Source organism: Nostoc sp. 'Peltigera membranacea cyanobiont' 232, from assembly GCF_002245985.1.
GTDB lineage: Bacteria > Cyanobacteriota > Cyanobacteriia > Cyanobacteriales > Nostocaceae > Nostoc.
In genome coordinates this window covers 32,963-49,514 of record NZ_NOLK01000056.1, presented here as the reverse complement: position 1 = coordinate 49,514, position 16,552 = coordinate 32,963, and the positions used below count along the sequence as shown (strand labels likewise).

Genomic DNA, 16,552 nt, shown 5'->3' with positions numbered 1-16,552 from the left:
GACCTGAAGCCAGATTCTCACGCGTTACTCACCCGTCCGCCACTGTGCCCGAAAGCACCGTTCGACTTGCATGTGTTAAGCATACCGCCAGCGTTCATCCTGAGCCAGGATCAAACTCTCCGTTTTGAAGCGTTTGTAAGCTCATTAGCTGCTCTTTTTTAACTTCAGCTTAGTTATCTTTATTTTCTTGACGCAACACACTTGCTGTATAATTGCTTTCAAACTATAATGTTTTCAAGGTTCGGTATCCCTAAAAGCGTCGCTCTTTCGCGCTCCGCTTCCGGCACTTATTCAATATACCGAACCAATCTCCTCATGTCAACTATTTTCTCCAAATTTCTTTGGGACTGTTTTTCATCGCCCTCTAACTCCCCACCGTCCAGGCTTCTAGGCAACAATGGTTTATGCACTGTGTCGAGTCATAAAGGAAGGGGCAAGCGTGAATTTTCAATCGGTTATAAGTTTATTGCATCAGTTCTGGGGCGAGCGCGGTTGTCTCATCGCCCAGCCCTACGATATTGAGAAGGGAGCAGGTACTAAGAATCCCCAGACATTTTTAAGAGCATTAGGGCCCGAACCGTGGGCTGTTGCTTATGTTGAACCGTGTCGTCGCCCAACGGATGGGCGGTACGGTGAAAACCCTAACCGTTTCCAGCACTATTATCAGTACCAAGTTTTGATTAAGCCTTCGCCAGATAATATCCAGGAGATTTATCTTGATTCATTAAGGGTTTTAGGTGTTCGTCCTGAAGATCACGATATTCGGTTTGTAGAGGATAACTGGGAAGATGCGACGGTGGGAGCTTGGGGTACTGGGTGGGAAGTATGGTTAGATGGGATGGAAGTGACTCAATTTACCTACTTCCAGCAGTGTGGGGGAATCGATTGCCGGCCTGTGTCGATTGAGATTACTTATGGTTTAGAGCGGCTGACAATGTATCTCCAGCAAGTAGAAGCATTTACAAAGATCCAGTGGACGGACAACATTACTTATGGAGATGTTTTTCTGCAAAGTGAGATTGAGCAGTGTACATACAACTTTGAAGCGTCAAACCCTGAGTTGCTACTGACACTATTTAATTTGTATGAGCAGGAAGCTGCCCAATTAACGGAGCGAGGATTGGTCTTGCCTAGCTTAGATTATGTAATGAAGTGTTCGCACACCTTTAACCTGCTGGATGCTAGAGGTGTAATTTCGGTGACGGAGAGAACTCGCTATATTGCCAGGATTCGGCATTTGGCTAGGAAGGTTGCTCATTTATATGTTGAGCAAAGGGAGAAGTTAGGTTTTCCGTTGCTCAAAGATTTGAAACCAATCATACCTGGTGGGCGACTAGAAGTCGCGGCTACAAAGACAAAACCTGCGGAGGCAGGTTAGCAAACCCTTGATTTTGCATTCTCTAAGCTAGGCATATTTTTATAATGTGGCTTTTGATAAAGGTCAGAAATACCGTTAAATCTTGAGTCTAGAACATTAAGGCTACAAACAAAGCCCGCCTCGCCTGTGCGGGCTTTGTTTGTATAAACTTGATGGACTATACTTCACCACAAGCATAAAAATTTTTCGGTGTTGCCGATCAAAGATATGAAAAGTTTACGCAGAGGCGATCCAGGTGCAAGATATGAGAGTTTGGAATATTTGATTTTTGAATTTCATTGCCAAATTCAGCAACGCCAATTTTTCTCCATTGATACGCTAGCTATTTTTAAGTCCGCTGCTAATTCTGGGTGTCAGGTGCTTTTACAAAAAATCTTATGATTCAAACCAGTGGTGTAATTATTTGTCTTGGCTACATTTTTGGGTTGCTGTTTACAGCAGTTCCTTGGGGTGGTGTGTGGATTTTGGTTCTGGGGATAGTGGGAGCAATTGTTTTTAGAAGACGTACCAGCCCACGGCAACTCGACCAGAAAGCAGAAAATGCTGGAAGCAAAAATAAGGCTGTATCTAACACTTGGCAAACTAATTCCCATCCTCGAATATGGCTAGCTGCTGGTTTGGTGGGATTATTGGCAACTCTATATTTTCAATGGCGAGTGCCGCAACCAGATGCAAAAGATATTAGTCAGTTCGTCCCACCTGGAAATAGCAATAATCAAGAACAACTTGTGATTGTTCGTGGGGAAGTGGCGAGTAATCCCCGATTAACTCGCAGTCAGCGAGGACAATTTTGGCTGGAAGCGACTCAGATAGATGAGGTCAAAAATGAAAAAGGTTCAGTAGGTGTGCCAAAAGGGGTAACGGGCAAATTGTATGTGACAGTGCCTATACTTCAGGCTACTGGGTTATACCCTAGTCAACAAATTGCTGTGACTGGAGTTTTGTACAAACCAAAGGCGGCTTCCAATCCTGGTGGTTTCGATTTTCAGAAGTTTCTCAAGCAGGAAGGAACGTTTGCTGGTTTGATTGGGCGACAAATAAATGTTTTGGATCGGGAACGTAAATGGGGATGGTGGCAAATTCGAGAGCGAATTGTGCGATCGCAAGTTCGTTGGTTGGGCATTCCTGAAGGGCCTCTTGTCAGTGCAATGGTGTTGGGAAGCAAAGCTGTTGATTTACCCTACGATATCCGCGATTTGTTTGTACAAGCAGGATTAGCTCATGCTTTAGCGGCTTCCGGGTTCCAAACCTCTTTGATTTTGAGTGTGATCTTACAATTAACGAGGCGGGCAAAAAAGGGAACGCAATTTACCCTTGGCTTTTTGGCTTTAATCATTTTTCTGAGTTTAACAGGTTTTCAACCTGCGGTTCTCAGAGCCGTAATTATGGGTTTTGCGGCATTAGTTGGGCTGCTATTAAAAAGGAAGGTGAAACAGTTCGGATCGTTACTATTAGCAGCAACTCTGTTATTAGTGTTTAATCCTCTATGGATTTGGGATTTAGGGTTTCAATTGAGTTTTTTAGCAACACTGGGATTAATTGTAACAGTACCAGCATTAGTTAATCGCCTAGCATGGCTACCACCTGCGATCGCTTCTTTGATTGCCGTTCCCCTTGCTGCGACTCTTTGGACTTTACCTGTACAACTTTTTGTCTTTGGGGTTGTACCATCTTATAGTCTGTTGCTGAATGTGATTAGCACCCCATTAATTTCGATCATTAGTATCGGTGGAATCATTAGTGCCTTAGTGGGTTTAATTTGGACTCAGGCAGGAAGTTTCCTTGCTGCGGTGCTACATTACCCCACAGACTGGCTAATTAAATTAGTGGAATTTTTTAGCAAGTTGCCAGGAAATTCTGTTGCTGTCGGCAGTATATCTACTTGGCAGCTTTTGGCGATTTACGCACTGATTATACTGGTTTGGCTAGTCCCTTGGTGGCAGCGTCGATGGTGGGTTGCTAATGTGGTGGCGATTGGTTTAGTATTTATCCCCCTTTGGCATTCTACAAATACATTATTTAGAATAACGGTATTAGAATCTGGTACGGAACCAATTGTAGTTGTTCAAGATAGAGGGACTGTAACTGTAATTAATAGTGGCGATGAAGGAACTGGACGTTTCACAATACTTCCGTTTTTACAACAACAAGGTGTAAATCAAATTAATTGGGCGATCGCAACTGATTTTCAAGGCAATGAAAGTAATGCTTGGTTGGAATTACTGCAACGATTACCAATCAAAAATTTCTATGAATATTCCTCTAATCCAGAAAATTCTATTGCAACTCAGGCAATTCAACAAGAATTACAAAAATATCAGGGATATTATCAACCGATGGCAGTTGGTCAAGCTGTAAAAACTGGTTCAATAGTGGCCCAATTAATTAATGACCAATTACCTATCTTACAATTGCAAATTTTAGACCAAAATTGGTTATTAGTTGGTAATGTAAAGTCTAAAGAGGTACAGCAATTAGTTAAAAATGGGAGTTTGCCTCGTCCACAAGTGCTATGGTGTTCCCCTCAGTCATTAAAAGATTTAGTTATTGCTCTGGAACCACAAGTAGCGATCGCTTCTTCGGCTAACTTCGATCCAAAAGTTTTATCTGAACTGAATCAAAGCAAAACAAAACTGTTTTTTACTGGACGAGATGGGGCGATTCAATGGACACCTGATGGTCAGTTCGAGGCGTTTATTGAAGCAGCAGAAAATAAATCATCTGTTTTATAAAAAACTCACAAATTAAGTAAATTAAAAGCGGTATAAATTTATATGACAATCTCCTTTTATAGCACGCGCGAAGAATATGGCTGTTTCTCAAACTTTTCGCCGCACGGCTTTCAATTAGATGGATTATATTGGTCAACTAGCGAACACTACTTCCAAGCGCAAAAGTTTGTGGGTACACCTCATTTAGAAAAAATCCGTCTAGTTAAAACACCTAAAGATGCGGCAAGAATGGGGCGTGAAAGAACCCGTCCTCTTCGTCAAGATTGGGAACAAGTTAAAGACGACATAATGCGGCAAGCTGTGCTATGTAAATTCCAAACTCATGCAGATATTAGAGATATCTTGCTTTCTACAGGCAAAGTAGAAATTGTTGAAAACTCGCCCATCGATTTTTATTGGGGTTGCGGAGCCGATGGTAGTGGTAAAAATATGCTAGGAAACATTTTAATGGAAGTGCGAGAGATCCTGCACCATACATACAGTACATCCTCAGCATCAGAGTAAATATGCAAGTAAAGTTAAGACACTTAGCAAAAAAAGTAGTTTTGAGGATGAAAAAAGGGCAGCCTTTGGAGTTTTAGTTGAAATTCAAAGGATCGCAAATAGTGCGAGCGCTCTCCTCTAATGCTGTGTTAGTTTTCAAATAATCTTGCACTAAGGCGCAAGCATAAGCTGGTGCATTTAAGTTGAGAATTCGCTGCAAATTCCAGAGAATGAGCGTGTTATCATCACCCCCTGAGACAAGCATTGTCCCGTCCCGACTGATGGCAATATCCCTAATTGCTGCGGTATGTCCTGTAAGAGTTGTGATTTCTGTACCATCCAGCTTCCAAAGTTTGACGGTAGCATCCACACTCCCAGAAGCAACTATTTTTCCATCGGGAGTAAACCCAACTCCCCAAATTGCAGCTGTATGACCTTTAAAAGTTTTCAGCAATTTACCTTCAACTGTCCATAGCTTCACAGTATTGTCGCCACTTCCAGTAGCAACCATTTTACTGTCAGGGCTGAAGGCTATTCTCCATACTGTCGCAGAATGACCTACAAGGGTTTTGAATAACTTGCCATCCAGCGTCCACAATTTAGCAGTACTATCGCCACTAGCTGAACCAACAAGCCGCCCATCTGGACTAAATACGACGTGCCAGACTTCCGCCTGATGTCCTTTGAGAATCTGTGGTGCAAGGCGAACGCGCCTCCATATTTGAGCAATTTTGTCAACATTTGCCATTGCGATCGTTTGTCCATCGGGACTCAATACTGCTGCTAAGAGTTTACCTAGAGGATCTTTGTAAGTAGCGACTAGAGTGCCGTCTCGCTTCTTAAGTTTTACCTTATCATCGTAAGTGCGAAGTGCTATTAACTTGCCATCTTCAGGGAATGAAACGTCGAAGATTGCGCCCCCAGATTCAGTAAAAGTTTTGAGCAATTTACCTTGGCGACTCCAAATTTTAGCAGTGTTTTCGTGGCTAGCTGTGGCGATCGCTGAACTATCGGAGGCGATCGCGATTGACCAAATCCCAGCTTTATGGGCAATGATAGACTTTTGAAATGGGTTTTGACTTTGCCAGAGTCTGACAACGTTTTCTGCACCTGCCGAAGCAATAAAGCTCCCATCTGGGCTAAAAGTCACTCCCCAAACGGACGCAGTGTGTCCTTTCAGAGTTCTCAATTCTGTACCATCAATGTTCCAAAGTTTAATTGTTTTGTCGAGACTGGCGGAGGCAATAGTCTGACCATCGGGACTAAAAGCGACTCCCGAAACTCCAGCGCTATGACCTTTAAGAGTTTTATCAAGGTGGTAGCTGCTATCTGTGCTGTTTCGCTGCCAAAGTTTGACAGTTGCATCTTCACTCGCTGAAGCAATGGTCTGGTCGTCAGGGCTGAAAGCTACTCCTACAACCCAACCTGTGTGACCTTGGAGAGGTTTTAAAGGCTTGGCATTTTGCCAGCCCGAACCGTCACGTTTCCAGAGTTTTACTGTCTTGTCGAGACTTGCAGCAGCAACTATTTGACCATCACGACTAAAGGCGACTCCCCAAAACCCCATTGTGTAACCTTGAAACGTTTTCAGCAAGGTTCCGTCTCGCTTCCAGAGCTTCACAGTTTTATCGAAACTGGTAGAAGCAAGGAATCGATCGTCGGGACTAAAGGCTACTCCCCAGACTGAAGCAGTATGACCTTTGAAAGTGTTTAGCAAAGTGCCATCTCGCTTCCAGATTTTTATAGTGCCATCTTCGCTCGCCGAGGCGAGTATCTGGCCGTCAGAGCTAAAATCGATTGCCCTAACTGCTGCCTGATGACCTTTGAGAGTTGCAACTTCTGTACCATCACGTCGCCAAAGCTTGATTGTTTTATCTACACTTGCTGAGGCAATTAGAGAACTGTCAGGGCTGACATCTACCGCTAAAATAGCTGCGGTATGACCCGAAAAACGATTGTACTCGTCTGCTCCATAAACTGCCTGACGTAATACATTGTCAACCTGACGCTGAATATTTGTGTTTGGCTTACCTAGTTTTTGTAATCTATGTTTGGCTTTAATTGCTTCTATAAGGGCATCCAATCTGCGATTTGAGGCAAATAATCCCTCAGAAGAGGATGCAAGCGCTCGGATTTCGCTGCTTCTGGCTTGACTTGCGCTTTGGAGAGCTTGACGGTACAAAAGGAAACTTCCTATCCCCAAACAGCAAGAGACAAGCAACCCAATACATACTGCAATTAGCAAAAATCTTTGCAGTTTAGCAGTTTTTTTCTCTTGTTCTAGTCGTGCTTCTACTTCTTTCGCACGGGCTGCCTCTAATGCTGTTTGTACTTCGCGTCTTTCGCATTCAAGACTTGCAGCTAAAAATTGATAATCCAAATCGCTCAAACTTTTGCCTTGCGCCCAATTCTGAGTGTCTTTTAGAGCCTGTCCTCGCAAAAGACGCGATTCATCTTTAAAAGAAGAAGCTACCCAAGAATTGAATGTTTGAGAGTAGGGGCGGAGATTGTCTAACTGTTTGATTGCCCATTCAGCATTGAAAACATTCTGATAGATGGGATTTTTAATTTTGAGATAGCCGTTGTGTTTCTCGACTAAACCAGATAACAACAGTTCTGTCTGTTCTTGACTATCATCTGTCGGCACACAAAGATCGGGCACACGGGGAAACACGCAAAGAGGAAAACTTTTCTCCCCTGCTCCCCTGCTCCCCTGCTCCCCTGCTTCTTCGGATTGCAACACTCGTTGATAAAGCCCTAGTAATCTTCCGGCTCGGTGTTCGTTAAAAAGTAGGCGATCGCGAATTGTGCGGAGGTGTTCGGGATCGTCTTTGGCTTCCCAGTGTTGAATAATCTGCGATCGCACAAATTCTTCTACCCAAGATGCTTCAGTTTCTGGCGGTAAATCAATTTTTCGATTAGATGTTTCTAAAGCCGTGTGGACAATTAACTGACAGAGTTTTTGGGTAAGAAATGGTTGTCCCCCACTCCAGTAAAGAATCTCTTGAAGTACTGCTTCCGGTTGAGTAATAACTTCCTCTAATCCCTTTAGCAATGGCGTAGATTCATGGAGTTGAAAGCCGTGTAAATCTATCGCTGTACCAATATTAAAAGGTGTACGATGTTTGTCAGAAATTAGGTCAGATGGACTGGCTACCCCAAATAGCGTAAATCCCAAGCGTTGAAAATTCGGGTTGTGTGCGTGCTGATTATAACAATGACGAATCCAGGCAAAAAAGTCACTAACAGGAAAACCCAAACCTAACAAACTATCAATCTCATCAATGAAGATGAAAATACGTTCGGATTTGGTGTTTGGCAGTAACACTTCTTCTACGAACTGGTGTAGTTTTTGCACTGAGGAAAGACCTGCTTGCATCCCCCACCATTGCTTAAATTTGACTTTTTCTACCAGATTTAAGGCGTAGAACAAGCTGATAATAATGCCTTTATACCATTGTTCCGGTGTAGTATCCTCGCTACCCAATGTGGTCATATCCAAGTAAACACAGCTATAGCCTTTTTGTCTAAGACGATAACTTGTACGCTGTAGTAGCGATGATTTGCCCATCTGACGAGAATTGAAGACGTAACAAAAATCACCAGCCTTCAGGCTTGTATAAAGCTTTTCGTCTGCCTGACGGATGACATAAGCGGGATCGTCACTGCGGAGACTACCCCCTACCTGGTATCTCATATTAAAGTACGATTATCAAACAAAGAGATTAACACAATGAATAGTCATTAAATGATGATTACGACGAGCTACGTCTACCACACTTGTGCTTTTGGAAGATTGCAAACATCTGCTACAGGCATACATCATCCTACAATCAAGGCTTTTTGTAACCTTTAAGTCCCCTTAATTCATGAATTTTTTTAACCGATTGTCGATAGTTGTTTTGGAAAATAAGTGCGGTGGAGTTCGGAGGGCGCTTAAAATGCGATCGCTATTTTTTACTTAGTATCCTAAAGTGCAAAATGTAGCAGCAAAGATGATTCGACATCCAGCTTAAGGGCTGTGATATTATAGGAGACTGTTGAATACATTTAGAAAAACTAGAAATTGAATCAATCATGGCCCTGACGCAACTGCGGAAACAAGAAATAATTTCCACCTACCAAGTTCACGAAACCGACACGGGTTCGGCCGATGTCCAAGTTGCCATGCTAACTGAGCGCATTAACCGCCTCAGCGAACATCTCCAGGCAAATAAAAAAGACCACTCTTCTCGGCGGGGACTGTTGAAGCTAATTGGTCAGCGCAAGCGTCTTCTAGCCTACATATCGCAGGAAAGCCGGGAGAAGTATCAAGCTTTGATCGCTCGCCTCGGTATTCGGGGATAGGGACTAACGCTTATGTCTGCTGAAGAATCTGAACGCAGTCGCTTGCCCTTTGAACCAAACAAAAAGCGCCAAAAACCCGCAAAAACTCAAAGTAAACCAGCAGCACAGCCACAAGAATCTGGCAAACAGGCTGATAAAAAACAGACTTACACCAAACAAGAGATGGCTATTCCCCAAGTAGTCAGCCAGCGCATGATCCGACGGGTGGCTGGGTTCTGTGGTGTACCAACAGCTTTGGGCATTACCACCCTGGTTGTAAGCTATCTGCTTGCTATCTACTCCGACATCCAACTACCTCCCATCGCCGTGTTATTGGTGAACATGGGATTATTTGGTTTGGGAGTCTTAGGGATAACTTATGGCGTTCTCTCTGCCTCTTGGGATGAAGAAAGAGTCGGAAGTTTGCTAGGTTTGGGTGAGTTCAACACCAATTGGGGACGAATGGTGGCAGTTTGGCGCGAAACTCGGCAAAAAAACTCATAATAAACGGCGCTCAGGTATTAGGTAACTGCGGTATTGGGTAAATAAAAGAAGTGAATGTTGAAGTTGAAATTTTATAACTTCAACATTACTAATTTAAAATCATATAATCTTTTTTATACTCTCTATCTAGTTATCTTGTAGTAAAAATACTGACTGAGCGCTATATTCAGCCTATTTATTTTGTAAATAAATTTTATTTTTAACTACTCGTAATTAAGGCAATAGGCAACAATAAAGTTAGCTCATTTACAAAAAATTTTACTCAATTAATCAGGAACTTTCACATGATTATAGTAATGAAAAGTGGTTCTCCAGAGGCGGAAATAAACCGTATTGATGAGGAACTAACTAGCTGGGGGCTAACTCCAGAAAAAATTGTTGGTCAACACAAAGTAGTTATTGGTGTAGTAGGTGAAACTGCCAGTCTAGATCCACTACAAATTCAGGAACTTAGCCCCTGGATTGAGCAGGTGTTACGGGTAGAGCAGCCTTACAAACGAGCCAGCCGCCAGTATCGGCACGGCGAAGCTTCGGAAGTGGTAGTGAATACTCCCAATGGAGCAGTAGCCTTTGGCGAACACCAGCCTTTGGTAGTTGTTGCCGGCCCCTGTTCCGTAGAAAATGAAGAAATGATTGTGGAAACGGCGCGGCGCGTCAAAACGGCTGGAGCCAAGTTTTTGCGTGGCGGAGCATACAAACCTCGCACTTCACCTTACGCTTTCCAAGGACACGGCGAGAGTGCTTTGGATCTATTGGCGAAGGCACGGGAAGTCAGTGGACTAGGTATTATTACAGAAGTAATGGATGCAGTCGATCTGGATAAAATTGTTGAAGTTGCTGATGTGATTCAGGTTGGGGCAAGAAATATGCAGAATTTCTCCTTGCTCAAAAAAGTGGGAGCGCAGCCGAAACCAGTTCTATTAAAACGAGGAATGGCGGCTACTATTGAAGATTGGTTGATGGCAGCCGAGTATATTTTGGCATCTGGTAATCCCAATGTAATCTTATGTGAAAGAGGAATACGTACCTTTGATCGCCAGTATACGCGGAATACGCTGGATTTATCGGTAGTGCCAGTATTGCGAAAGCTGACTCACCTGCCAATTATGATTGACCCCAGCCACGGTGTAGGTTGGTCTGAGTTTGTGCCTTCAATGGCAATGGCTGCGATCGCAGCTGGTACAGATTCTCTGATGATAGAAGTTCACCCCAACCCTGCCAAAGCTTTATCTGACGGCCCTCAATCTCTGACACCAGACCGTTTCGATAACTTGATGCAAGAATTAGCAGTAATTGGTAAAGCAGTGGGACGATGGCAGCAACCAGCAGTTGCTCTAGCTTAAAAATCAGTCTTCTCGATCGGCAAAAAAAAGGACAGGCAAAATACCCATCCCAGAAAATTCACTTTTACCAATAGAAAAACTTTTATTGTACTGGTTGGGTGGGGAAAGCACCTGGTTGTACGGCTACGTTAAGATTCTGTCCATTGCGACGTAATTCCAAGCGCAAATCACCCCCGACTTGGCTATTTTCTACTACCTTTTGGACACTGCTGGCATCTGTGACTGTTTGCCCGCCGAGCTTTTGGATAACATCACCAGCACGTATCCCTGCTTTAGCAGCTGGTGAATTTGGCACAACTTTCACAACTAATACACCTTTATCTTCATTTACACTCAAACCGCTATTAGGATCTGAGTTGATGTTTTGTTTTAGCTGAGGCGTTAACCCTACCATCTGAATTCCCAAATAAGGATGTTCTACTTTGCCTGTAGCTATTAGTTGACTGGAAATGCGTTGTGCTGTGTTGATGGGAATAGCAAAACCTAATCCTTGTGCCCCTTGGATAATGGCTGTATTCATGGCAATTACCTCACCACGATAATTTAGCAAGGGGCCACCAGAGTTACCGGGATTAATGGCTGCATCAGTTTGAATATACTCTACTCGCTTATCGGGAGCGCCGATTAGATTGCTACTGCGTCCGGTAGCACTGATAATTCCGGTAGTTACTGTATTATCTAGTCCAAGGGGGTTGCCGATCGCGATCGCCCATTCTCCGGGTTGCAGTTTATCTGAGTTACCCAATGCAACTAAAGGCAGATTGTCCGCCTGAATCTTGACAACAGCAACATCAGTCAACTCATCTTTTCCTAAAACCTTTCCTTTAAAGCTACGTCCATCCTTAAGTGTTACTGTTACCGTATCAGCACCATCGACTACGTGAGCATTGGTGAGAATACGACCATCAGCACTAATAATAAAACCTGAACCAGTACCCCGTTCTACGCGATTCTGTTGTTGTTCTGGCATTTGAGAGCCAAAGAAGCGTTGGAAAAATGGATCGTTAAATTCATCTGGTATCTGAGTTTTTACGGTTCGGGAAGAATCAATTCGCACTACAGCCGGCCCAACCCTTTGTACCACCTGGGTAACAAAGTTAGGATCTGTGGCAGATGGTAATGGAGGAGCCGCATTTACTCGACTCACCGCCAAATTAGATGCACTTTCAGACACCTGCTGAGGGTGTCCAGCCATATAGCCGCCTGCAAATGTCATACCCGATCCCAGCAGCACCAGCGATAGAGAGGCGGCAGCCTTTTTCCAGGGTGTTCGATTATGGTATTTGACATCAGCAGTGTTGGATAAAATGCTATTTGATGGGTGTTCTCCATCACGAGATTGGTTTTGCATTGCTGTCTGGAAGGATATTTAGATGTATTACTAATGTAGATATGATTTGTGACAGTTTTGTTGCGGAGGTATTGCGTTGTTGTGAAAGCTTTGGTATTTTATGAAACCGTTTTGGAATATACTCATTCGTAGGGGCACACAAATATAATGCGTATAAAATTAGAATCAGTAAGGTTTATAACCGCCAATTTTATATTAAGTTGACTGCGTGTTCCATACCATGCCTAAAGGAATAAAATGGCACAGGGGAAAATCTTACTGAAACCTGGCACTTTATGGACAAGTGTTAAAGAACGGACTAATCATGCTTTGCAATGTGGGGCGCTACTGTCGATACTGACAGAATCTGAATTTGTCGAACAGGATGGCGTGCGCTTTTTGGTGCGGATTTTGTCTAACCTGAATCGCAAAAAAGCAGCGAAGGAGAAACAGGAAAAACAATCTGTTCTCTCTGGTCAAGAGTTTAATCCTTTTTTGCCTTATGAAGAGGATTTATTTGTGACGGATATCTCCGATACTCATGTATGTATTTTAAATAAATACAATGTTGTCGATCGTCACCTGCTAATCATCACTCGTGCCTTCGAGGAACAGGAAAGTTTACTGACTCTGGAAGATTTTGCAGCTATGTGGGCGTGTTTAGCTGATTTCAATGGTTTAGCATTCTACAATAGTGGCAAAACCGCAGGTGCTAGTCAGCGACACAAACACTTGCAATTAGTACCACTACCACTTGCATCTTCAGAACCGCAGATACCTATTGAACCTCTACTGACAGCAGTACAACTTCAGGACTCGAACGCAACTTTAGCAAAACTTCCTTTTGTACACGGTTTCGCACCACTAAATTCCCATTGGATACAGTCGCCATTCACAGCAGCCAAAGGAACACTAGAAGTTTATCGCACTTTGCTAGAGACTGTGGGTTTAGATACAAGGCAATGTGGTGCTTACAATCTGCTAGCAACACGAGAATGGATGTTAATCGTACCGCGAAGGCAGGAGCATTTCCAATCTATCTCTGTGAATTCATTAGGATTCGCTGGTGCTTTGCTAGTGCGAAACGCAGCAGAAATGGAGATTCTCAAAGCCCAAGGGCCGATGACCATTCTCAAAAACGTTGCTATATCTTAACCAAGTTGGTATGATGCCCGTCCTAAAAAGTTATTTGGGTAGTTACCCTGAAGTGTCTGGGTAAAAGATTTTGGTCTTGGGAATCAGGACTCCTGCCCTTAAAGGGAATGTCAGACCAATAGAACTAAAGAGTCCTGGAGGCTATTCCCGATGAATTGGGAAGCCCCATCGGATAATATAGCGGGGTAGTTAACTATAATGCTCTTACTATGAGCATCTACCAATCCCTCAAAAAATCTTATACACAACCTCGTCGGCGTGAAAATGACTGGCGGTTGTTTTTGCGTTTAGTGCCTTATGCCCGTCGTAGCGGACGACTGTTAACGCTGTCGATGTCCCTACTTGTACCGCTTGCACTAGCTAATGCCATACAACCTCTGTTGATTGGCCAAGTTATCTCCCTAATTCGCAATGAACCAAGCACTTACGAATTTCTCAAGAATCGCCCCTTGTCCCAAGGGCTAAATATTCTGGAGGGATTGTTGTTCGTTGCGATCGCAATCCGATTGTTTTTGACAGGCTACCAGGGTTATTTAATACAGAAGCTAGGGCAAGAAATCACCGTAGCAATTCGCCAAGACTTATTCCAACACGTAACATCCCTAGCAGTACGCTTTTTTGACCGCACACCTGTAGGTAAATTAATCACCAGAATTACCAGCGATGTGGAAGTGTTGGGCGATGTCTTTTCCACTGGGGCAATTGGCATCGTGTCTAATTTGTTTTCCATGTTGGTGATTTTGGCTTTAATGTTTTCTATCCAATGGCAACTCACTTGCTTGTTGCTATTGATGCTGTTACCAGTTACCTGGTTAATTGTTTACATTCAGCAACAATACCGCAAAGCCAACTACAAAGGGCGGGAAGAACTTTCTATATTGAACTCACAGTTACAAGAAAATGTCCTTGGCATTAACATAGTGCAGCTGTTCCGCAGAGAAAAATTTAATGCCGAACTGTTTCGCGCCACCAACAGCCATTACACTCAGCAAATGGATCAAACCATCTTTTATGATTCATTTATTTCAGCAACCTTAGAATGGATTGGGCTGATTGCGATCGCAGCTGTTTTGTACATGGGTGGTTCGTTACTCTCAGGAAAAAGTTTAGCTTTTGGGACTTTATCTGCATTTATCTTGTATGCCCAGCGATTATTTGACCCTTTAAGAGATTTTGCCGAAAAATTTACAGTCATTCAAGCTGGTTTTACCGCCATTGAACGCGTAGGCGATATATTAGATGAACCGATAGAAATCCGCGATCGCGCCAATGTACGCTTTTCAATATTTGATGCTAAATTCGGCTACATAGACGAGATCGTTGCAAATCTAGAATCCCCAGATATCACTTCCCCACCTGAACTTGGCGAGATTCGCTTCGATCGTGTCTGGTTTGCTTACAAAAATGATGATTATGTAATTAAAGACTTAGATTTCACCATTCGTCCTGGTGAAAAAGTGGCCTTAGTCGGCCCCACAGGTGCGGGTAAAACTTCGATCATCCGGCTTTTGTGCCGCCTCTACGAACCCACCCAAGGACGCATTCTCATCGATGGCGTAGATATTCGAGAAGTCCCACAGGCAGAACTGCGGCGCTATATGGCAGTGATTTTACAAGATGGCTTCTTGTTTGCAGGCGATATTAAAAGCAACATTTCTTTAGGAGATGGCTATACCATTGAACAGATTCAACAAGCAGCAGAGCAAACCAATATTGCCCAGTTTATAGAAGAACTACCCCAAGGTTATGATACTCAACTTCGAGAACGGGGCACAAATATTTCTAGCGGTCAAAAGCAACTTTTAGCCTTTGCGCGGGCTGCCATTCGCGATCCCCAAATTTTGGTATTAGATGAAGCTACCGCTAGTTTAGATGTTGGCACAGAAGCTTTAGTTCAAGAGGCATTAAACCAGCTATTGCTCAGACGTACTGCCATTATTATCGCTCACCGCCTGTCTACAATTCGCAATGTAGACCGGATTTTTGTTTTGAAGCGTGGCGAATTAATCGAACAGGGAAGTCACGATCAACTGCTGCAACAAGGAGGGCTTTATGCCACTTTGCATAACTTACAGATGTTGGGAACCTAAGAGATCGGTAGGAAAAAACTAAGATAAATAGTTACGTGAGCTAGGTATCGATCCTGATGCGACACCGATAGCGAGTCTACGGTACGGCACGCTGGCGCGAACGAGCGTCATAGCCCGTCATAGAAATCGCATAACCTCAAGAGATGCTGGGAATAATAATTTTGGGATATCAGCACCAAAAATTCCATGAAACAGCAAAAAAATCAGTTCAGCCATCTTACTGCGATCGAAAGAAGTTATCTATCATTTCCTGCACAGTTTTTATTAAATCAAAACCTTCTCCAAGGCAAAATACTAGATTTTGGCTGTGGCTTTGGTAATGATGTTAAAATATTGAGCCAAAAAGGTTGTGATATTACAGGCTATGACCCTTATTATTTTCCAGAATATCCTGATACTAAATTTGATACAATAATTTGCTTTTATGTTTTAAATGTTTTATTTACTGAAGAACAAACTAATGTTCTTATGGAAGTATCACACTTATTAAAACCAGGGGGCAAAGCTTATTATGCTGTAAGAAGGGATCTCAAAAAAGAAGGGTTTCGAGAACATTATGTCCATAAAAAACCTACCTATCAGTGTATTGTCAAACTTCCCTTTACTTCAGTTTCCTTAGATGAGCATCGGGAATTATATGAGTATATTCACTATAATCATCAGCGAAATTCCTCTAACTATTGTATATTTTGTAATCCCCATAAAACTCTCAAACTAGTAACTGAATCAGCAACGGCTTATGCTATTTTTGATGGCTATCCTATAAGCAAAGGACACGTTTTAGTTATCCCAAAACGTCATGTTAGCAGTTATTTTGAACTACCGATGAAAGAGCAATCTGCTTGCTGGTTTATGGTGAATCAAGTACAAGAAATTCTAAAATCAGAATTTGAACCTGATGGCTTTAATATAGGAATGAATATCAATCGAGCCGCCGGTCAAAATATTATGCACGTCAGTATTCATATTATCCCTCGCTACAAAGGTGATACTGTCTCTAGTAAAAGTGGAATCAGGAACGTTATTCCTAAAAAACAATAGTTTTTCTCTAAGCTCGACTTTATCCAAAATTAAGAACTTGGTTTTCTTTATCCGGCAAAAACCCTGGCTTTTTGGCAAATACTTTTTCCACGTCACAGATTATCGATGAATTCAAAAAAGTCAAACTACCGTTCCACAAAGGTTTCAGCTTAGGCGTTTGTGCAACGACT

General features: G+C 42.9%; 11 protein-coding genes and 1 rRNA gene. 9 read left to right on the top strand and 3 right to left on the bottom strand.

The genetic code is table 11. The features are described from left to right. Positions 1-126 (bottom strand): 16S ribosomal RNA (locus CDG79_RS19415); the annotation flags it as partial. Positions 127-439: 313 nt separating this feature from the next. Between CDG79_RS19415 and glyQ the strand changes: the two genes are divergently transcribed. From glyQ to CDG79_RS19400, 3 genes are all read left to right on the top strand, one after another. After that, positions 440-1,378, top strand: coding sequence for a glycine--tRNA ligase subunit alpha (gene glyQ, locus CDG79_RS19410; RefSeq protein WP_094343584.1), 939 nt, complete (start codon positions 440-442; stop codon positions 1,376-1,378). Positions 1,379-1,755: 377 nt separating this feature from the next. Next, positions 1,756-4,110 (top strand): ComEC/Rec2 family competence protein, encoded by a 2,355-nt coding sequence (locus CDG79_RS19405; RefSeq protein ID WP_094343583.1) that lies wholly within the window; start codon positions 1,756-1,758, stop codon positions 4,108-4,110. A gap of 42 nt (positions 4,111-4,152) precedes the next feature. Beyond that, positions 4,153-4,614, top strand: a complete 462-nt coding sequence (locus CDG79_RS19400) for an NADAR family protein (RefSeq protein WP_094343582.1) — start codon at positions 4,153-4,155, stop codon at positions 4,612-4,614. Positions 4,615-4,687: 73 nt separating this feature from the next. Here the strand turns inward: CDG79_RS19400 and CDG79_RS19395 are convergent, their stop codons facing one another. Then, positions 4,688-8,290, bottom strand: a complete 3,603-nt coding sequence (locus CDG79_RS19395) for an AAA-like domain-containing protein (RefSeq protein ID WP_094343581.1) — start codon at positions 8,288-8,290, stop codon at positions 4,688-4,690. Between the two features lie 380 nt (positions 8,291-8,670). Between CDG79_RS19395 and rpsO the strand changes: the two genes are divergently transcribed. From rpsO to aroF, 3 genes are all read left to right on the top strand, one after another. After that, positions 8,671-8,940, top strand: a complete 270-nt coding sequence (gene rpsO, locus CDG79_RS19390) for a 30S ribosomal protein S15 (protein ID WP_094343580.1) — start codon at positions 8,671-8,673, stop codon at positions 8,938-8,940. Between the two features lie 12 nt (positions 8,941-8,952). Then, a complete protein-coding gene (locus CDG79_RS19385) occupies positions 8,953-9,423 on the top strand; it encodes a PAM68 family protein (RefSeq protein ID WP_094343579.1) in 471 nt (156 codons plus the stop codon). Between the two features lie 284 nt (positions 9,424-9,707). After that, on the top strand, positions 9,708-10,766 hold the full coding sequence (gene aroF / locus CDG79_RS19380; protein WP_094343578.1) for a 3-deoxy-7-phosphoheptulonate synthase: 1,059 nt from the start codon (positions 9,708-9,710) through the stop codon (positions 10,764-10,766). A gap of 82 nt (positions 10,767-10,848) precedes the next feature. Here aroF and CDG79_RS19375 read toward each other — a convergent pair whose 3' ends face one another. Then, the gene (locus CDG79_RS19375) at positions 10,849-12,117 is read right to left on the bottom strand and encodes an HhoA/HhoB/HtrA family serine endopeptidase (RefSeq protein WP_094343577.1); all 1,269 of its coding nucleotides are present in this window, start codon (positions 12,115-12,117) and stop codon (positions 10,849-10,851) included. Positions 12,118-12,354: 237 nt separating this feature from the next. Between CDG79_RS19375 and CDG79_RS19370 the strand changes: the two genes are divergently transcribed. From CDG79_RS19370 to CDG79_RS19360, 3 genes are all read left to right on the top strand, one after another. Further along, positions 12,355-13,251, top strand: coding sequence for an ATP adenylyltransferase family protein (locus CDG79_RS19370; RefSeq protein ID WP_094343576.1), 897 nt, complete (start codon positions 12,355-12,357; stop codon positions 13,249-13,251). Positions 13,252-13,460: 209 nt separating this feature from the next. Continuing rightward, on the top strand, positions 13,461-15,341 hold the full coding sequence (locus CDG79_RS19365; RefSeq protein ID WP_094343575.1) for an ABC transporter ATP-binding protein: 1,881 nt from the start codon (positions 13,461-13,463) through the stop codon (positions 15,339-15,341). Positions 15,342-15,527: 186 nt separating this feature from the next. Next, on the top strand, positions 15,528-16,382 hold the full coding sequence (locus tag CDG79_RS19360; RefSeq protein ID WP_094343574.1) for an HIT family protein: 855 nt from the start codon (positions 15,528-15,530) through the stop codon (positions 16,380-16,382). The last annotated feature ends 170 nt before the right edge of the window (positions 16,383-16,552 follow it).